Origin of the sequence: Clostridium sp. Cult1 (genome assembly GCF_021655095.1) — a bacterium.
Taxonomy (GTDB): Bacteria; Bacillota; Clostridia; order Tissierellales; family Tepidimicrobiaceae; genus Schnuerera.
Genome location: NZ_PPXW01000001.1, coordinates 434546 through 455620, shown reverse-complemented (window position 1 = coordinate 455620; position 21075 = coordinate 434546). Strand labels below are relative to the sequence as shown.

Genomic DNA, 21075 nt, shown 5'->3' with positions numbered 1-21075 from the left:
GGGGTAACCATGTTGAAGAATAGAGTTATTAAAAGATTGAGTGGGTTTTTAGCATTGATTATGATTCTAAGCAGTGTTTTTACTATAGGAATGCCTATGATGGTAGTGGCAGAGGAAGAAACCTTTGTAGAGACTTTTGATGGTTTAGAATATTCCGGAAGTTCCTATATATCAGGTAGTTTTATAGGTGAATATGGGATTGAATGGAATTATGAAGGGGCAAGAGGGGATTTGGATGAATATGAGATAGATGGGAAAGGTATGATGTTCAGACGCTCTGGTGCAAATTCTAAGGTGTATGCAACTATTGAGAGGGGAATAGGAGACTTTTCTGTAGACCTTAGGAAGGCATTTACCACAAATACAAAAAGAGAAGTTGAATTATTAATAAATGGGGAGTCAAGAGGAAGATTTGAATTAGATCTTTCTAATGATGGTGTTCAAAGATTCCAAGTAGACAATATAAATTTAGAAGGAGAATTTACTCTTGAAATTAGACATGTTTCTGGTGGAAGTACCAATGCTCAAATAACAGTAGACAATATTACATGGACATCTTATAGCGGTGGAACTGTTGAACCAATTCCATTGGAGAGTATAGAAATAGAAGGTGAAAATGAAATATCTGTAGGTAGCATTACTAGATTAGATGTGATTTATACTCCAGCAAATACCACACAAAAAGGTGTTACTTGGTCAAGTTCTGATGAAACTATAGCTATAGTGGATGAAAATGGAGTTGTAACAGGGATAGCTGAGGGAGTAATTACAATTGAAGCTAACTCAGTTTATGATGAGTCTATAAATGCAATTCATGAAATGACGGTGAAACCATTAGTTATACAAACTATTGCAGAAGCAAGGGAACTTAATATTGGGGATTCTGCCACAGTACAAGGTATAGTAACCTTCATAGATTCAAACGATAACTATTTCATCCAAGATGAAACTGCTGCTATAGATATATATAAATATGGTGAAGATTTAGGGTTAGAAATAGGAGATGAGGTAGTTGTAACAGGTAAAATAGATGAATATGGTGGTTTATTAGAAATAATTCCACAAGGTGAAGGCGATATATCCGTTGTAAGTAAAAATAATGAATTACCAGAGCCTGAACTAGTTACTTTTGGCGATATAAAAACTGGAAACTATGAATGTGAAAGGGTTAAGGTGGAACAGGTTTATATAAGGGAAATAAATTATGATTTTAATACTACAATAGAAGACTTATCGGGAGATACTTTAATAATATTCAAAATGCCAGAATTAGAAGATATAGAAGAAGGGGATTTAGTTGATATTGTAGGATTTGGTTCAATACATAAGGGAACTTACCAATTACGGGTATATAGCGCTGATGACATAACTAAAACTGAACTAGGTCCAGATACTAAGGCTCCCGTTATAGAGCATGAACCGATAACTGAAGCAAATATCAATTTAGATTTGGAAATAAAAGCTAAGGTTACAGATGATAGGACAATAGAGGAAGTTATATTATTCTATAAAACTAAAGAAGAAATAGAATATAAAGAAAAAGAAATGTTCCTAATTGATGAAGAATATGCTACTGTCATATTAAAATCAGAATTAGATATGGCAGGATTAGAATACTATATATGGGCAACTGATGGGACCAATGAAACTAGGTTACCAGAAGATGAAAATAATCCATATTTCGTAGAAATAGTGGATGAAGATATAACTCCGCCAAGGATTTTCAATATAGAACCAAAAGAAGACGCTATATTAGATGAAACCGTCACGAAACCAACAATAAGAGCAGAATATGAAGATCCATCTGGAATAGACACTAATTCTATACAAATGTTTATTGATGGAATAGACGTAACAGAAAATACAACCATAACAGAAGAAAATATTACCTATACACCAGAAGAAGATTTGAAGTTAGGGAATCATACAGTTATGGTTAGAGTAAAGGACAATAAGGGCAACGAAGTATCTAAAACTTGGACCTTCACTATTGGTGAATTAGAATATGGATTCCGTTTTGGACAACTACATTCCCATACCAATGTTTCCGATGGTACAGGCACGCCAGATGATGCATATTCTTGGGCAAGGGATAAGGGTAAGGCCGATTTTTTTGCAGTAACAGATCATTCTAATTGGTTTGATAATGAGTTGGACAATGAGAATATTACAGATACAAGTCAATCTACAAGTTCGGATTGGAAGTTGTTAAATCAAAAAGCTGATGAGTATAACGAAGATGGGGAATATGTAGCATTAGCAGGCTATGAAATGACTTGGTCTGGTTCTACTGGCGGTTGGGGCCATATAAATACTTTTAACACTCCATGGTTTGTTTCCAGAAATAATAGAGATATGGATTTACCAGCATATTATGAAAAGATTGGAGAATGGCCAGAATCTATAAACCAACTAAATCATCCAGGTAAAACCTTTGGAGATTTTGCTGACTTTGGATTCTATAGTGAAGAGACAGATAATGTAGTCCAATTAATAGAGGTAGGTAATGGAGAAGGACCTATTAGAGGTAGTGGCTATTTTCCAAGTTATGAATATTATACTAGGGCATTAGATAAGGGATGGCATTTAGCACCATCTAATAACCAAGACAACCACAAAGGTAATTGGATAACCTCTAATGAAGCTAGAACAGTTATACTTTCAGAAGAGTTAACGAGAGATAGTATATATGATGGGATAAGAGATATGAGGGTATATGCTACTGAAAATAAGAATTTGGAAATTATGTATAAAATAAATGGACAGGTAATGGGTTCTAAGCTTAGAAGTCCAGATAAATTAAATGTTTCCATAAATATAAATGAACCAGATGTTGATGATTTAGATCAAAAGATAACTAGGGTAGAATTAATATCTAATGGGGGAGTAGTTGCCGCATCTCAGAATTTTGATAATTATGATATAGATTGGAACTTCCAACTAGACCCGATGTATGATTACTACTACGTAAGGGTAGCCCAAGCTAATGGAGATATTTCTGTTACATCACCAATATGGGTAGGGGAAGTATTGCCAGTTGGTTTATCTGGGCTAGATGTATCTTCCGACTATTTTGAATTGGGAGATACCATAGAATTAATAGCTACAGTTTACAATAACGGAAATAGCATAATTAGTAATGCAAAGGTAGAATTTTATGTGGATAGTATTTCTTCTGAAAATAAAATAGGAGAAGATATAGTTGAAAATATTGGGCAAGGGTCAACAGCTAAAGCATCAGCTAGATGGACACCGGAGGAAGCTAGAGGGTACAATTTATATGCTGTAGCAACCATAGCTGGAGTAGAGAAAACATTTACTGTAAGTAAAAGGGTAGAGGCAGTGTCTAAAGGTTCTGCTGTCAAGGTCATGGTAGATTATGCCCATAGTAACCATTATGTAAGTGGTGATTATGCTGGTATGATTGAAAGTCTAAAGGAAATGTTAAAGGTTAAGAAGATGATTATGGTAGAAAATTATCAAACTATAACTGATGAAGTGTTGGAAGATATAGATATTCTAATAATTACTTCACCCCAGCCAAAGGATAAAGGTGAAGTGAATCGGTCTAAATTGAGCCATAAGGAAATAGAAGCAGTGGTTAAGTTTACCAATGGGGGAGGTTCTTTAATTCTTACATCTAGAGCCAATTATGGAGATGGTACTGGAGAATACCAAAATTCTATTCAAGGGAATAAAGTATTAAATGCTATAGGCTCCAATATAATATTCAATTCCGACCAAGTAGTAGATTATGAAAATAATGGGGGACAACAGTATAGGTTATATTTTGAAAATTATGTCTCTGAAAAATATAATTTAACTCTAGGTCTAGGAGAAGGGGATGAATATAGTTTCTATAGTGGCTGTTCAGTAATATTAAAAGATGGTGGAAATGAAGAGAATGTAGACTTCTTAGTAAAAGGTCATTCTACTACAAAGAATGAAAATGCTGGAAAGACCCCTACAGGATATATAGAGATTGAACAGGGTAAAGTCCATGTTTTAGCTGCAGAAATCCTTCCAAGTGGAGGTAAAATTATAGCTTCAGGGTCCACATTCTTCTCTGATTTTGAAATGTCTGGGGACAATAGATATTCTAATATTGAAATAACTAGCAATATCTTAGATTGGTTAAAACCTGAAAGACAGGTAGAGGTAAAGACTATAAAAGAGGTAAGAGATGGGATGCCAGAAAACTTTGGCCAGGAATTTGCCATAGAAGGTAGAGTAACTGCTATGTCGGAAGCCTATGCAAAAGAAAAAAACATTCCTAATGCCTTTTTTGAAGTAATCTATATTCAAGATGAAACCGGAGGCATAACCATATTTGGAGTATCCCAGACTAAATTATCACTGGGAACAAAAGTAAGGATTATAGGCACCGCTGGTCAATATGAAGGAGATTATCAACTTCAAATAAATAATGAAGTAGAAGATTTAGTAGTGTTAGATGAACAAATAAAGGAAGTAGAGCCAAAGCTTTTGTCCACAGCAGATAGTATGAAGAAGGAAAATGAAGGGTGGCTAGTCAAGGTACAAGGAATTGTCACTAGAATAGATATAGAAGACAACAGCCTATATGTAAAAGATGATTCAGGCAAAGAAGCCAGAGTATATGTCAATGGATATATAGGTGGTAATCCAGATTATAGATATGGATTAGGTAGATGGGATCCAAAGATTAAAGTTGGCGATGTTGTATCGGTTATAGGTCTTGTTTCGACTGACCCAGTAGGACCCAGGTTGAGGGTTAGAAACACATCGGAGATCATCAGAATAAGTGATGAGTATCCAATTGTCATAAGAGGAGTAGAGAAAACAGAAGTAGGGGATAAGTTTGGGGTGAAAGTTGATGTAGAAAATATTGCAGATGATAATATAAATGGAGTTATAATAATAAAGCCAATTGATGATAAAGATAGAAGCTATAAAGTTATATATAAAGATGTTAAATTAAGTTTAGGATTAAATACAGTAGAATTTATATTGGATACAGCAGATTATATTAATGGGATTAAAAACATTAAGGTTTATATATGGGATAGTTTAGAAAATATGAAACCATTGGCTGACATATAAGAAGAGAAAAATAGAAAACCCTAGTGCCTTGCACTAGGGTTTTCTATTTTCTTAGCCAAAATGGAAGCAATAAATGCAGTAATAGGCACAGTAAGAATTATACCTATACTACCAGATGTTCCCTGTATAACTTCAGCTACTAAAAAGTCCAAGTTTACTATTTGCCTATAGGGCATTCCATAGGCTACGATGAACAATATCGTATTTAATGATGAACCTACAAAGGCTAATATCAAAGTATTTGACATGGTACCCATAATATCTTTTCCTATGTTCATACCAGATTTAAACAATTCATTTTTTGTATTTTTGGGATAGGTTCTATTTAGCTCAAATATTGAAGAAGCAATGCTCATGGCTACATCCATGATGGCTCCTAAAGATGCTATTAAAATTGCAGAAAAGGTAAGCCCTTTTATTTTTACATTTTGATGTTCTGCAATATATATTAGTCCTTCTGCTTCATTAGATGTAAGGCCAGAAATATGTGCGATATTGCTAGCGATATATGAAATAATTCCAGCTAGGACTACTCCAATTATAGTACCTAAAATAGCTGATAATGTTTTTGGGTTTGGTCCATTTATTAATAATAGGGTTACTATGGTAGTTATACCAACGGTTATTATTGTTATAGGGATAGGTTCATATCCTCTAAATACCATTGGGATCATAAAGAAGACTATCATTATACCTGTAAAAACTAGGGATATTACTGCATATAAGCCTTTCCATCCTGATAATAGAACTAATAAAATAAAAAAAGAAATTATAAGCGTATATACTACTTTTTCTTTTTGATAGTTGTATAAAGAAATGCTTTGTATAACATTATTTTCCTCATATATACTTACTACGACTTTTTCACCTATGCTAGTATGCACATTATAAAGTCTACTCATAGGATTTCTTATATTAAAAGTTTCTCCTTTATGTTTTCCGGTAGTTATTCTAATTTTAATCTGTTGATAACCTAGATAAAGATCTTCAACTATGGAATCATTTTCAAGCTTTTCTTCATTAATGGCTTCAACTATGGCTTTTTCAAATTGATAAGGAGACAGATTTCTATTGAATAGATTAGAGGTAAATATTATTATAATAGATAGTATAATTATTGTTGATATAAAAATTTTTAGAAAACTAATTTTCATTTTATACCCCCTTAGGTAATTAAGTATAAGAATATATTCTATTTAGTTTTGAAAAAACCTTTATTTTATATTAAACTATTTTTGTCAACGAATCTCTAATAGCTAACCCTAATTGTCTATCATACTTATATAAAATATAGATGTCTAATTTCTACAATTAAAAACTACTCATATTTTATTTGTGTCATCCTGAACGTAGTGAAGGATCTCTGTTTTGAGCTATATTGGAGATTTTTCGCTGACGCTCAGAATGACAACTTTTATTAAGCTTTCAAATTGTATCACTATAATAGATTGTAATATAATAAGGGAGTAGAATATAATAATAAGTATCAATTATTTTTGGAGGATGGATATACTATGGATATGAAGGTTAAAAATTTGATGGAGCAGTTTGAAGGCTTTAAAGTATTGGCTGGAGAAGGTGGATTGGAAAGAAAAGTGAGTACTGTTACTGTTATGGATGCCCCGGATATATATAATTGGATGAAGGGAGGAGAGTTTTTAATTACTACTGCTTATATAATGAGGCATAACCCATTAGAACTTAAGGATTTGGTAATCAAATTAAATAAAAATGGTGCATCAGCTTTAGGTATAAAAATAGGTAGATTTATTGAAGAATTGCCTCTGGAGGTTAAGGAAACGGGAGATAGGTTAAACTTTCCCATCATCTATATACCAACGGATTTTGCTTTTAGCGATGTAATTAACCCTGTCCTTTCAAAAATAGTTAATGCTCAAGCTAAAAAATTGATGATGTCTGAAAAGGTTCATAAATCATTTACACAAATTGTAATTGAAGGTAAGGGAACAGGGGATATTGTAGATACATTGTATAGGATTTTGAATAGAAATGTGACTTTTATGGATTTAGTCTTTAATAAAAATTATATAAAAAGTAAATCTAATGAATTTGAGGAGGATATAAAAAAATTAGGTCTTATAGACATATTGGATAAATACTATAATTATGTAGTTCAAATAGGTGGTTCTATATATGGATATATAATAGTTGAAGAAGGTAAAAATGAAAATACTTTATCAGATTTAGACAAAATAACCATAGAACATGCCAGTACAGTTCTCAAATTAAATATACAAAAAGAGATATCCAATCATCAAATAGAGCAGAAATATAGGGATGAGTTCATCCAGGATTTATTGGTAAACAATATAAGGACTGTTGAGGAGGCTAATAACAGGGCTGCTTTATATGGTTGGAAAATGGATAAAGGTCTGATATGTTTAATTGTGGATATAGATAATTATAAAGAAAGGTTTTTATCCTTAGAAAAGACAGATGGACTAGAAGAGCAAAGGGATAATGTATTTCGTTTAATTACTAGAAAGATGAAGAAAAGTTTTTACAAATGTTTTTACACAAATTATAGTGATAGTATAGTGTTTCTAATAGAACCCGATGTAGAACCTATGGAAGATTTTTTTAAAAAGCTTGAAAGGATATCTAGAGAAGTGAGACAGTTTGTTAAGGAAAACAGTCAATTTACTGTAACTATTGGTATCGGAAGTTACAAGGAATCTATTATAGATATATATATTAGTTTCATAGAGGCTCAAAAAGCCGTAAGAATAGGTAGAACTATTTATGACGAAGATAATACACATATTTATTCTAATTTAGGAATTTATAGAATGCTCTATGATATTTCTTTAGAGGGTGAGGCAAATAGTTTCTGTAGCCAGTATTTGGAAAGTCTAATGGAGTACGATAAACAAAACAATGGAGAATATATGGGAACTTTGGAGCGTTTAGTAAAGAACGATTGGAATTTAAAAAAGACAGCAGAGGATTTGTTCATTCATTATAATACTATGAAATATAGAATTAATAAGATCAGTCAGATAGTTAAAATCGACTTGAACAGTAGAGAAGACAAGTTTAAAATAGAACTTTGTTTAAAGTTAATGAATATGAGTAAACAGTATTCATTGTACATGAAGACTAATATTTAGTCTTTTTTTTATACTTTGTGGACAATGTGTATAAGTTGATTAAGATGTAGAATACAAGTAAGTAAAATAATTAACAAGGAGGTAGTTGTATGTATAGTACAAAGGTTGGTATGTCCAAAGATATCTTAGCATCTGTTAAAGATGGCAGCTTATCAGATCCAAGTAGGGAATTAGATAAGACTGGAAAAATTATTTTAAAAAATGGACTAGTAATAGATCCTAAAAACCAAGTAGAAGAAGTATTGGATGTGGTTATAATAGGAGATGAAATAGTAGAGGTAGGCAAGGATATCTATGTAGAAAAGGGAGATTTAGTAATAGACTGTGAAGGTTTATTGGTTGTACCAGGGTTAGTAGATATGCATCTTCATCTAGGTGATTTGTTTGAAATAAGCACGGATCCAATCTATGGTTCAGTAGCTGACGGAGTAACTATGGGGCTTTCTCCAGGAGCAGGAAATACATTCATGGCACCAGCATTACTAGGGGCAGAGGTAGATAGAGGGTTACCAATAAATATTGGAGTATATCAAGGGGCTGGTAGCGTTTTAGCTACTATGCTATCGGTAGAGGAATTGATAAAACTTTATAAGGGTGAATTAGAGGAAGATATAGCTTCATCTAAGATGACAAGAAATAGCATTACAAATACTACAGCACCTTTAATTGTTGGTATTAAAGACCATATGGGACATTTCATTATGTCGGATGAAAATATAGATAAAATATTTGAAATAACTTCTAAAGCTAAATTAATATATATGACACATACTCAAGACCCAGATCATGCTGCCAGATTAGTTAAGTTATCTAAAGGTAGACCAATCCACTTAGGTCATGCAACAGCAGCTGGATGTGGTACTCATAAAGAGGCTGCTGAATCTATGAAATTCATAATCGATTTATGTGAAGAAGAAAATGTAACTGGAGAATTTGTAACTACCATGCTAAGAGAAGGTGGCGGTAGTAGAGAGGGACTTATTCTACCGAAAAAATCTCAACAGTTAGCTTATGATGCATTGGAAAAAGGAATAGTTGATGTGTTGATATCCGATGGACAAAATGACGCTACTATGAAAGGGTTTGGAGATACTAGAGACAATATACCTACAATACTGGAATTGGCTGAAATGGGAGTATTAAGCTTATCCGATTCAGTGGCTACTATGACTTGTAACCCAGCTAAATTAGTTGCAGAAAAAACGGATAATAGCTGGTGGACAGAAAAAATTGGGCATCTAGGAAAAGGAGCATTAGCTAATGTTACCGTTATAAACAGAAAAGTAAAATCAGCAGCCTACACCATAGTAAATGGAGAAGTAGTAGGATTTGAAAGTAGAGCAGTAAGACGAGGTAGTGGTGCAGGAGGATTTGTAAGTAAATTTGGTATGGTAAAGAGAATTGGAGTGGGAGATTTAGTAATGTTCTCATATAAAAGATAATAATTGATTTTAAAGGGGGAGTTTAAGTTGAAGAAAAGAACAGAGAATATTCTAAGAAAATTGGTTAATGTAAATACTACCAATCCACCTGGAAATGAAATGGATGTAGTTAAGACTATTTTAAGCTTCTTCCCTAAAGGTATTGATTATGAAATAATCGATCATGGTAATAATAGAGGTTCCTTATTATTAGAGATAAAAGGGAAAGATGAAGAGAAAATAGGCTTCATGGGTCATATAGATACTGTACCAGTGTCAGACGAGTCTAGTTGGATTTATCCACCTTTTGATGGAGTAGTGGAAGACGGTTATATGTATGGAAGAGGCACTTCTGATATGAAGGGTGGAGTTACAGCTATGATATTGACAGCACTATATTTCATAGAGAATAACATAACTCCTCCTCATACTCTTAAGTTTGTTTTTACTGCTGATGAAGAATCAGGAGGCATGGGGGTACAGGCCTTAAGGGATAAGGGAGATTTAAAGGATATATCCAAAGTATTTATTCCAGAGCCTACTGATGAAGAAATTGGTACTTGTGAGAAGGGTGCTTTATGGCTAAATATTCTGGTAGCAGGAAAATCTTCTCATGGTTCAAAACCAGAATTAGGGATTAATGCTATAGAAAAATTATATGAATATATTTATAGGCTTAGAGATACTATGGATTTAGATAAGAGCCACCCCTTATTAGGGAAATCTAGTTTTGCCATTACTCTAATAAAAGGAGGAGTAAAGACCAATATAACTCCTGAAAATGCGGAAGCTTCAGTGGATATAAGGACCATACCTGGATTAGATCATAATACAATTTTAGAGGATGCAAATATTATTGGAAAAAGTATGGAAGAAGAAAACCCAGGATTATCCATAGATATACAAGTGGAGAATAATAGGCCACCCTTGACTATGGACGAAGAGGATAGATTTATAAAGGAGATAGTATCCGCATATGAAAAGCTATCTTATCCAGTAAAATTTAAGGGGATAAACTTTTATACTGATGCATCTCAACTGATACCGTTTCATAACATACCTTTTGTCCTATTAGGACCTGGTGAGGAAAATATGTGTCATCAGAAAAATGAAAGGATAAAATTGGAATCAATTATAAGAATGACTAAGTTTTATATTTCTTATATTAAAAATTCTTAGAAGGGAAGGATGAGTATGGAAGATATGAAGGCGAAAAAACGAAAGTATAATTCGGGTTCGGTAGCAGGGCTTATTATTTCCGTTGGAATAGGTTTTTTAATATATTTTATTCTAAACAATATTAATGTAGTGAGTAATTGGTTGGATTATAATACAATAGTCGCTAATGCAGGCCATGATCCATTCTATAAATTCATATGGTATATTATGAATTTTACAGAAGCTCAGTTCTATGCAGGATTTTTTGCTTCTTTAGGTGTAATCATAGGAGGATTTATAGCTTGGAGACTGGATGTGAAAAATTCTAAATATAGAGGATTTGATGTATCTTATGGTTCCAATCTGTGGCCTTGGGTATTAGCAGCTCAGCTATTATCATTATTTGTTGCAATATTTGTTTTGAACTATACTAGGTTTTTTAACACAGGGGAATATACTTGGTTACCAACCTTTATTACAGTAGTAGGTATCCCACCAGCAATTATGCTATTATATGGACCAAGTTTGAAAGCACTGTTTACTGGTTCAATTCTTGGGGGGATCATGGGATTCCCAGTGGCTATGTGGATTAGCGATTATATTATTCCAGTTTTGGATGTACCAGGAGTAGTATCAAATGTATTTACAATGGCTATTACAGGAATTTTAGTTTGTACTATATGTAAAGCTTTGCCTTGGATGGAAGAGGTACCAGCAAAACCACATAACAGGAAGGAAAAATCTCAAGAAGAAACTATAAAGGAAATGGAGAAACCTTTATGGTCTGTAAGAAGGGTTTTAGCAGATTTTTCTGAAGCCCAATTTTATGGTAATGAAATAGCTGGAATATTGGTAATATTGGGAGCTGCTTTAGACTGGATACTAAATGTAAATCACGGTGTTTACGGTGCAGGTGTAATTCCGGGAATAATATTGTCCCAATTTATTGGTTCGGCAGTAGGAGTATTCTTATACTTTGATAAATATGTGGAACAAGGATGGTATGGAACCTATGTGCCTGTAGTAAGCGTTGGACCTGCTTGTGTTCTAATGTTTGGATCATCAGTAGGGATTGCTGCTACAGCAGGTATATTAGGAGGAATCATTGGACCAGCTTTAGCTGAATATTTCTGCAGCAAGCTTCCAGAAGGATATCATCCCACTATAGGAAATGTAACATCTATGGGGGTAACAACTATAATAGTGTCTGTAATAATCAAGGTACTACCTTGGCTATAAAAACCAGTCTAATGGCTGGTTTTTTTATTAGTATAAAGGATAAGTAATTTTGAATATATTAGAATAGATGAGGAGATGTTGAAGTTATAGATTCAATTTTGATAGAATGTATTGGTAAATGAAAAGGGATGCTTTGTAATAACGAATATTTTATAGAGCTTAATTGAGGAGGAGAGAAATGATAAAACCAAAAGGATTAAAAATAGGAGATACTTTAGGAGTAGTGGCTCCAGCTAGTCCTACTACTAAAGATAAGGTTGATTTAGCTTATAAAAAGCTAAATCAAATGGGATTTAAGGTAATTATGGGGAAAAGTTGTTATTCAAATTATGGTTATTTAGCAGGTTCAGATGATTTAAGGGCGGAAGATTTAAATACTATGTTTAAAAATCAAGAAATAGACGGAATTATATGTTTAAGGGGTGGATATGGAACACCACGTATTTTGGATTTGTTGGATTATAAATTGATAAAAGAAAATCCAAAGGTATTCATAGGATATAGTGATATAACGGCTTTACATATTGCCTTTAATCAACTATCTAATTTAATTACCTTCCATGGACCTATGGCAGCATCGGATTTAATTGGAGAATTTAGTGATTTTTCTAAGGAAAGTTTGCTTAATTCTATTATGGAAGGCGAATATCAATTTGCCATAAAGGATTCATTAGGTAAAATATTAACTATAAATGGTGGAATTGCAGAAGGTCCAATAATTGGTGGAAATCTATCTTTAATAACTAGTACCATTGGTACCCCATATGAGATAGATACAAAAGGGAAAATCTTATTTATAGAGGAAATAGATGAAGAACCTTATAAAATAGATAGAATGTTTACTCAACTGAGATTATCCAAAAAATTAGAAGAAGCAGAAGGAATTATTTTAGGTGATTTTAATAATTGTGTAGCAGAGAGTTCAGAGTATGATGATTCTTTAACTTTGGAGGAAGTAATAGATAATATAATAAAACCTATAGGAAAGCCTACCATATTCAATTTAAAAGCAGGTCATTGTGAGCCAGTGGTGACCATACCCTTTGGAATAAATGCTAAGATGGATGCAGATAAGAAAGAATTATTGCTACTGGAAAGACCAATACATTAAACCAGTCTTTTTAGACTGGTTTGTTTATCCATATTCTATTATAAAAATGGAAAATTGAAAATATTTTGACTTTTACCACACATTACTTTATAATATATATTTAGTAACCTTATATGTATTACTGATTATATAAATTTTGATGATTTTTTAAGAAAGGAGGTAAATTTGTAAAAGTAAAAATTTAAAAGAGGAGGGCGTTTATGGGTAATTCCTATGAAAAGAAAAATTTTTCAGCTGGTGATTACTTAAAATTTATTGTACCTTCAGTTATTGGTGTGCTTCTATTAATGTTTCCTTTCAAATATGAAGGGGATACAACTATTCTAGTTGCCCTACTGGCAGGGGGTTTAACAGGTTTATTAGAATCTATTTTACCTACCATCATTGTAATTATAATTACTTTAACCGGAATTATGACTCTTGCTTACAAATTTTCTAAACCCGCATTTATTGAGAAAAGTGAATTTTTGAAATCTGTATTTGACGTATCTAATTTTTGGATTGCTACAAGAATTATTGGAGTTATACTGGCTATTTTAGTGTATTTCGAAATAGGACCTGAGTGGATTTGGTCTGGAGATACTGGTGGATTAATACTTCACGATTTAATACTAGGATTGTTCTCTATATTTTTATTTGCAGGATTTTTATTACCTTTTTTAACGGACTTTGGATTATTAGAGTTTATTGGGGCATTATTGACTTCATTGATGAGACCAGTATTTGAATTACCTGGGCGTTCATCTATAGACTGTATTGCTTCTTGGGTAGGAGATGGAACTATTGGTGTAGCACTGACTAACAAACAGTATGAAGATGGATATTATACTGCCAAGGAAGCATCTATTATATCTACTACCTTCTCGGCTGTATCTATTACTTTTAGTTTAGTAGTACTAAATCAGGTTGATTTAGCTCATTTATTCGGACCTTATTATTTAACCATTATTATATCTGGAATAGTTGCAGCTATTATAATGCCAAGAATTCCACCTCTATCTAGAAAGAAGGATACTTATTATACTGGGGTTAAAAAAGATGTTGGAGAAGATGTGCCAGAGGGATTTACAAATGTCCAATGGGGTACTTATTTAGCTGTAAAGAAGGCAGAGGAAAGTGGAAATCCTAAAAATTTCGTAATAAATGGAGTGAAAACTGTATTAGATATGTGGCTAGGCGTATTACCAGTAATAATGGCCTTTGGCACTATAGCTCTTATAATTGCAGAGGCTACTCCAGTATTTGATTGGTTGGGCATGCCTTTTATTCCAATACTAAAATTGTTCCAGGTAGAGTATGCAGTAGAAGCTTCTAAAACCATGGTAGTAGGATTTGCAGACATGTTCCTACCTTCCGTTATAGGTGCTAGTATTCCAAGTGAGATGACTCGCTTTATTGTAGCTACAGTTTCTGTAACCCAATTAGTTTATCTATCAGAGGTTGGAGCAGTTATATTAGGTTCAAGGATCCCTGTATCCTTAAAGGAGTTATTTATCATATTTATAGAGAGAACTTTAATTACACTACCGATTATCGCTATTGCTGCCCATATTATATTTTAGATAGATTGTTAATTAGCCATTCCTTTTTAGGAGTGGCTTTTTTTATTTTGTAGAAAAGGAAGGAAAAGAGGATTCTATGTCTAATATTATAAGGAGAAGCAGGAAAGGGGTGGAAGGATGCTTAGGACTAGGGACAGAAGAAAATTCATTATATTAGCCTTATTAATATTGTGTAATACTATATTTATTTCTTCTGAAATGGTAGCAGAAGAGGAAGATTCTTTAGAGAAAATCCAAGAGGAATTATTGAATATATCTAGTGAGGAAAGAGAGATATTAGACTCCTTATTTATTCAAGCCCAAGAAATTGAAGAGCTAGAAATGGAAAAGGAAAGGATTACATTGGATATTGGAAAAATGAAAAAGGAAATAGGGGATTTAGATAGAAAGATAGAAAAGGAGACTAAAAGTTACGAGGATAAATTGGATTTATTGAAACAGGTCCTTAGATCCTATCAGAGGATGGGGCCTGGTTCTTATATTGAGATAATTCTAGATGCAGAAAATATAGCCAACTTGCTGAGGAGGATAAATACTTTAAGGGATTTAACTAAGAATACAGGAGAATTATTAGATTCAATAGATGAGATTAAAAAGAGACTTATTAAGGAGAAGGTTAGTTTAGACCAAAAGCTTAACCTATTAGAAGAAACAGAGGATCAATTGGCTAAAACAATAGAAGAAGGACAACAAAAGGTAAAGGAAATGGAAGAATATTTAGCCTCTTTGGAAGGTGATAGAGAATATTATCAAGAACAATTAGATAGATTGATGAAGATGATAGATGAATTGACTCTTTTAATAAAAGATGCAACTAAGGAATTTACTCATATTATAAAAGAAGGAGATTTGCCTGAAGAAGAAGTGAAATTAAAATTAGCTGGGAAAAATGTAAAGGGAAGTATTAGAGAAGGTATATTTAATCAAATAATTAAGGCTAATTCCAATTTGCCAGAAATTATAGTTCATTTTTATCCTGATAGAGTAGAAATGGAGTTTCCTGAAAAAGAATTATTGTTAATAGGTTCTTTTGTGGTTTTGGATAAACAAATTTTACAGTTTAAAGTTGAAGAGGGGACTTACTATGGTTTTGTTCTTAAAAAGGGAACTATAGATAAATTCTTTGAAGAAGGGGATTTCATTCTAGATATTCAACCATTGATTGGGAGAAATGTTTTGAAAGCTGTAGAGATTATGGATGGTTATATAGAACTAACCGTTGAGATTAAACTGTTTTAATGTATAGATTGGAGGTTTTACTATGATTGAAGCTAAGGACATGTCTTTAGTATATGGAGATGGCACCAAGGCTTTAAAGAGTGTAAATTTACATATAGAAGCTGGAGAAATTGTATATATAACGGGACCTAGTGGGTCAGGAAAGACTAGCCTGTTAAAATTAATTATGGGAATTGAATATCCTACAGAAGGAAATTTAAAGGTTATGGGTCAATGGATAGCCAGAGAACAGATATCAAATATTAGAAAACTTAGGAGGAATATGGGGCCAGTTTTCCAAGAGTTTAAACTTATAAAGGGAAGGACCGCTTTAGAGAATATAGTATTGGGGATGAGGTTTTTACATTTTACTCCAAAGGAAATGGAGGAAAATGCCACTAGAGCTTTAGAAAAAGTTGGGTTGATCCATAAAAGGAATTCTATAGTGGAAAGATTATCCTGGGGAGAAAGCCAAAGGATTGCTATTGCTAGAGCTATAGCTAGAAAGCCTTCTTTAATATTAGCAGATGAGCCTACAGGAAATTTAGATATAGATAATGCATTAAATATAATGGATATTTTAACATCTCTTAAAGATGAACAAACTACCATTATAATTACTACCCATGCAACCCATTTAATTGGAGAAAAAGAGGATGGGTTATTTATTCGAATAGAAGAAGGGAATCTTCAGTGGGAGAGACGGGGGGTTATGGCAAAGTGAGGAAAGCAGCTTATAATCTAGGTTATTTTATAAAGGAAGCAAAGACTCTATTTAAATTAGATTTTTTCTCCAATCTATTTTCTATTATTAGTATTGGATTAATATTTTTTATTTTAGCTTTAGTGATTTCGGGATGGGAAATTAGTAATTATGTTATAGAAATAGTGGAAAAGGAAGCAGAGATAAATGTGTATTATGATACTAAATTAGAAAGGGAAGAAATTAACAGATTAATAGAGGATATTGAAAAAATGGAGGGAGTAGGAAGGGTTACTTTGGTTGATGAAGACGAATCCTATAATAGGATGGCAGAAATATTAGGGAAAGAAGCTAATGTTTTGGAATTGTTTGATGAGAATCCATTTACTTCTTTTATTGAGATACAGATCCATATTGAAGAAGTAGATTCCATATTGGATAGACTAGAAAGTATAGAAGATATAGATTATATTAGAGATAATAAGGGAGTTATAGATCGATTACAGGATATTGTAATTATACTCAAAGTTCTAGGTGTTTTGGCTGTAGTTGCTGTTGGAGTTTCTACTTTAATAGTAGTGTCCCATATTATTAGGCAGGGTATCTATAATAATAGAGAACAGATAAACACCTTGGAGTTGCTAGGAGCCCCAGAATTTTTTATTGGTTTTCCATTTTTATTGGAAGGATTGTTTTTGACTTTAATAGGGGGAATTCTAGCCTTTTTATTGCTAAAATTCACATTGGAATATGGTTATGGGCAAATGGCTACTGCGATTCCGTTCATACCATTATTGCCAAAGGAAACTTTGGTTACTAAAGTGGGATTATTGATTATTGTTATGAGTGGAGCTTTAGGTATAGTAGGGAGTTTATTTGGTTTAACTAAACATGGTAATAACCTTAAGTAGTTATTTGTTTTTTGTGGTATAATATATAGGCGGGCTAATTAGGGAATAAAACTTAAGGGGGCCAAGAAATGCGTTTAGAGATATTTGATTTTATTGATGATACCATAGTTTTGGTAGATGAGATGAGGGATTTACTAGAAGAAGGAAATAGGGAGTTGGAATATTTCTTTAAAGAAAAATTTTTAGATTTGGATAATATACTAAATATTAGTTCCAGAGTTAAATCTTCCATGAGTTTAAAGGAAAAGATATTTAGAAACAATTTTTATTTAAAGTATGATTCACCAGAGGAGTTGGTTAAAAGTCTATCGGATCTAATTGGAGTAAGGATTGAATGTAGATTTATTGAGGATGAAGAAGAGGTATATGGTAAACTATTTGAAATATTCGATAAACCTGAAGAAGATGGTTATTATTATAATGAAGGAAAGCCTAATATTCTCTTGAAATTAGGTGAAAAGCAGCCTCAACTACAAAAAAATGGTTTTGGCATATATAAAATTGATGGGAAATATATTAAGGATAATAGGGTGTTGAAATTTGAATTACAGATCAAATCTCTTGTAAACGTATTTTGGGGAGAAGTAGAACATAAAGTACTATACAAAAACTATAAATATCTCCTTACTGAGGAATTATTTAAGGATGTAATGTATTCCTTAAGGGAAAATTTAAGTATGATAGATAGACAGCTAATGATTCTTTTTACCCATTTGAAGGATATGGATGAGGCTAATATAGATAAAAGAAGGGAGCAATTAGAATCCATACTTTCTAAGTTAATATATGAAATATATTCGGAAAAGACTAAAGAAGAATTTGGTTTTGTTGTAGATTATAGAAAATCCTGTGATGTAATCGTATCCTATGTTTTAAGGAAGAATGGTTCTAAAGAGCCACAAAGTTATGATGAAGTGTTTTTAAAGGTTTTAGAGAGGCTTTACAGGATAAAGGGAAATGAGATATATTTGGATAGACATATAGAGTTTGAAAGGGAAATAGAATACGAAGATGATTTTTGTGCAAAAATTGGGGAGGCTATTTTAGAAATAATCAATAAGGATTTTAAATGGAACCTATTTTTTAAGATAATATTCCAATTGGAAAGGGGTAGTAATGCAGAGGAGTTTGAAGGCTTCCTAATATTTCTGAGAAATCGTTTTCACAATAATTTGAAGTTAAACCAAGGGCTAAATACAAAATTTTCTCAAGAAGAAAGGAAAGAGATAATAGAATATATTATGAATTTAGTAGCAGACAGTTTCATAAACAATAGAGAAATAGAGTTTATAAACGACGATAATATAGACTGTATGAATAGAAAGATAAATATAACCTTAAACAAGGTTATGAATTATGATATGTGGAAGGAAAATATCAAATATTTTACCGATGAGCTTATGATGAAACTTAATGATTATAAATAATGAATAAGTTCCTTTTTTGGTGCCTGGCACCAAAAAAGGAACTTATTTATTTTCTTTTTGATAACTCTTCTTCTTCGTATTGTTTAACAATATTGTACCATTCATCTTTAATCGGAACATTATTAGTATGACAATAGTAGTTCCAAACATCTCCAAAAGGATAAGATTTAAGTTCTTCCATTAATACTAATCTTTTAGTGAAACCCCTTTTTTCTTGCAGCTTTTTCAATTCCCCATTTGGCATTAAAAGGGCAAATAATAATGCTTTTATCATATTTCTAGTGCCTAACACCCAGGCGGCAACTCGATTTATACTTGCATCAAAGAAATCTAGACCAATAATTACCTTATCTAGCGCATCGTTTCTAACGATTTCCTTGGCGATTTCTTGTAATTCATCATCAAAAGTTATAACATGGTCGCTGTCCCAACGAACAGGTCTACTAACATGTAATGCTACCTTATCGTTGAACAATAGCATGGATGGTATTTTGTCTGATATGACTTCAGTAGGATGGAAATGCCCAGCGTCTAATAAATATATTTTATTATTTTTAGCTGCATAATTCATATAAAACTCATGGGATCCAACAGTGTAGGATTCTACACCTATTCCAAACAATTTGGACTCAACTGAGTCTATATTATACTTTTCATTTATTTCTTCTTCGAATATCTTATCCAATGAATCTTTCAATCTTTTTCTTGGTGCAAGTCTATCGCTAGGTATATCTTTAAAACCGTCAGGAATCCAAATGTTTGTTAAACAAGGTTGGCCTAGTTCTTTTCCAAAGTATTCTCCAATTTTCCTAGATCTTTTACAATGTTCTATCCAGAAATTTCTTATATCTTCATTTGGATTGGAAAGAGTGGCTTCTTCGGCCTTTGGATGAGAAAATAGAGTTGGGTTAAAATCCAATCCTATACCCATCTTCTTAGCCCATTTAACCCAGTTTTCAAAATGCTTAGGTTCAATTTCATCTCTATCAACAGCTACACCATCGGTTTCTGCATAGATGGCATGTAGATTAACTTTATGTTTTCCTGGTATCAAACTTAATGCTTTTTCTAAATCTTTTCTCAATTCTTTAGGATTTCTAGCTTTTCCAGGGTAATTTCCCGTTACATCGATTCCGCCTGAAAGTGAACGTTCTTCAATCTCAAAACCCGTAATATCATCACCTTGCCAACAATGGATTGATATTTTAACTTTAGATAGTTTTTCAAGAGCTTTTTCTACATCTATACCTAGTTTCTCATAATCCTTTTTTGCTGATTGAAATCTTTTACTAATGTCCATCTTATACCTCCTAATTAACGTTATTTAAAAATGTATAATCTAATTTCAGTTTAAAGTCTATTTTTGCTTAGGAGATTACATATGAAGGCTATATATAATAATTACTATACTAAATTATATATTTAAAAAGGAGGTATTTTAATATCCATATTTGTTTAGTTTATTAACCTTATTTGCAAAAAAAGATATTTTAGTCAGTTGTATCTCTATACTTTTTAGGAGTAGTATTATATTTTTTCTTAAAAATTTTATAAAAATATGTTAAATTTTCATATCCTATAGATTGGATAGTTTCTGAAATTGGCAAGTTAGTTGATTTAAGAAGTTCTGCTGCTTTACTTAATCGTTTTTCTTGTAACAATTCATTAAAAGTTAATTCAGTGTATTTTTTAATGATACGACTTAATTTGTAATGGGGTTGTCTTAACCTATTTGATATTTCATATAAGGTTGCAGTTTTATAATTGGTATCAATATAGTTCAAAGTATCTAATACCAATTTTTTTTCGTAATCATTGGCGGAATAACCTTCAATAGAATCGGTTTTTTTAGCTAATTCGATTAATAATAAGCCGACTAATAACTTTATTGTTGCTTCACTCATTGTGGAAGGTTTGTATAACTCCCACATGATTCTATCTATAGTTTCTTGAATTTCTTTGTTTTTTGATACTTTAAAATATAAATATTCTGCTTTTGCATGGTTAGTATATCTTAGTGTAAAATAATTGTTGGACAAATAAACAAAAAAATATAGAGAATAATCCTCAATTTGATATAATGTAATCGTCGAAATCACAAAAAAGGAGGAT

At 32.3% G+C, this 21075-nt stretch carries 14 protein-coding genes; 11 read left to right on the top strand and 3 right to left on the bottom strand.

Going from position 1 to position 21075, the window contains the following annotated elements:
* Window positions 1-12: 12 nt before the first annotated feature.
* The gene (locus tag C3E89_RS02060; RefSeq protein ID WP_236910837.1) at window positions 13-5082 is read left to right on the top strand and encodes a CehA/McbA family metallohydrolase; all 5070 of its coding nucleotides are present in this window, start codon (window positions 13-15) and stop codon (window positions 5080-5082) included.
* A 20-nt stretch (window positions 5083-5102) separates the two neighbouring features.
* Here C3E89_RS02060 and C3E89_RS02055 read toward each other — a convergent pair whose 3' ends face one another.
* The gene (locus tag C3E89_RS02055; protein WP_236910836.1) at window positions 5103-6236 is read right to left on the bottom strand and encodes a YibE/F family protein; all 1134 of its coding nucleotides are present in this window, start codon (window positions 6234-6236) and stop codon (window positions 5103-5105) included.
* A gap of 360 nt (window positions 6237-6596) precedes the next feature.
* Between C3E89_RS02055 and C3E89_RS02050 the strand changes: the two genes are divergently transcribed.
* The 10 genes from C3E89_RS02050 (at window position 6597) to C3E89_RS02005 (ending at window position 18963) form a co-directional block, all read left to right on the top strand.
* The gene (locus C3E89_RS02050) at window positions 6597-8213 is read left to right on the top strand and encodes a PucR family transcriptional regulator (protein WP_236910835.1); all 1617 of its coding nucleotides are present in this window, start codon (window positions 6597-6599) and stop codon (window positions 8211-8213) included.
* A gap of 89 nt (window positions 8214-8302) precedes the next feature.
* Window positions 8303-9655 (top strand): amidohydrolase family protein, encoded by a 1353-nt coding sequence (locus C3E89_RS02045; protein WP_236910834.1) that lies wholly within the window; start codon window positions 8303-8305, stop codon window positions 9653-9655.
* Between the two features lie 27 nt (window positions 9656-9682).
* Window positions 9683-10813, top strand: a complete 1131-nt coding sequence (locus tag C3E89_RS02040) for a M20 family metallopeptidase (RefSeq protein WP_236910833.1) — start codon at window positions 9683-9685, stop codon at window positions 10811-10813.
* Window positions 10814-10828: 15 nt separating this feature from the next.
* Window positions 10829-12031, top strand: coding sequence for a hypothetical protein (locus C3E89_RS02035; RefSeq protein ID WP_236910832.1), 1203 nt, complete (start codon window positions 10829-10831; stop codon window positions 12029-12031).
* Window positions 12032-12209: 178 nt separating this feature from the next.
* Window positions 12210-13142, top strand: a complete 933-nt coding sequence (locus C3E89_RS02030) for a S66 peptidase family protein (RefSeq protein ID WP_236910831.1) — start codon at window positions 12210-12212, stop codon at window positions 13140-13142.
* Window positions 13143-13342: 200 nt separating this feature from the next.
* Complete coding sequence (locus C3E89_RS02025; RefSeq protein ID WP_236910830.1) at window positions 13343-14704, top strand: YjiH family protein; 1362 nt, start codon at window positions 13343-13345, stop codon at window positions 14702-14704.
* Window positions 14705-14821: 117 nt separating this feature from the next.
* Window positions 14822-15943, top strand: a complete 1122-nt coding sequence (locus C3E89_RS02020) for a coiled-coil domain-containing protein (protein ID WP_236910829.1) — start codon at window positions 14822-14824, stop codon at window positions 15941-15943.
* 22 nt (window positions 15944-15965) lie between these two features.
* Window positions 15966-16646 carry a cell division ATP-binding protein FtsE gene (locus C3E89_RS02015; protein ID WP_236910828.1) on the top strand — a complete coding sequence of 227 codons (681 nt, stop codon included), beginning with the start codon at window positions 15966-15968 and terminating at the stop codon, window positions 16644-16646.
* Window positions 16643-17536: a cell division protein FtsX gene (locus C3E89_RS02010; protein WP_236910827.1), complete on the top strand. Its 894-nt coding sequence runs from the start codon at window positions 16643-16645 to the stop codon at window positions 17534-17536. The genes C3E89_RS02015 and C3E89_RS02010 overlap by 4 nt, the downstream gene beginning before the upstream one ends.
* 68 nt (window positions 17537-17604) lie before the next feature.
* A complete protein-coding gene (locus C3E89_RS02005; protein ID WP_236910826.1) occupies window positions 17605-18963 on the top strand; it encodes a GTP pyrophosphokinase in 1359 nt (452 codons plus the stop codon).
* A 46-nt stretch (window positions 18964-19009) separates the two neighbouring features.
* Here C3E89_RS02005 and rhaA read toward each other — a convergent pair whose 3' ends face one another.
* Window positions 19010-20263 carry an L-rhamnose isomerase gene (gene rhaA, locus C3E89_RS02000; protein WP_236910825.1) on the bottom strand — a complete coding sequence of 418 codons (1254 nt, stop codon included), beginning with the start codon at window positions 20261-20263 and terminating at the stop codon, window positions 19010-19012.
* Between the two features lie 190 nt (window positions 20264-20453).
* Window positions 20454-21075: helix-turn-helix domain-containing protein (locus tag C3E89_RS01995; RefSeq protein ID WP_236910824.1), on the bottom strand; the 622-nt coding region annotated here is incomplete at its 5' end.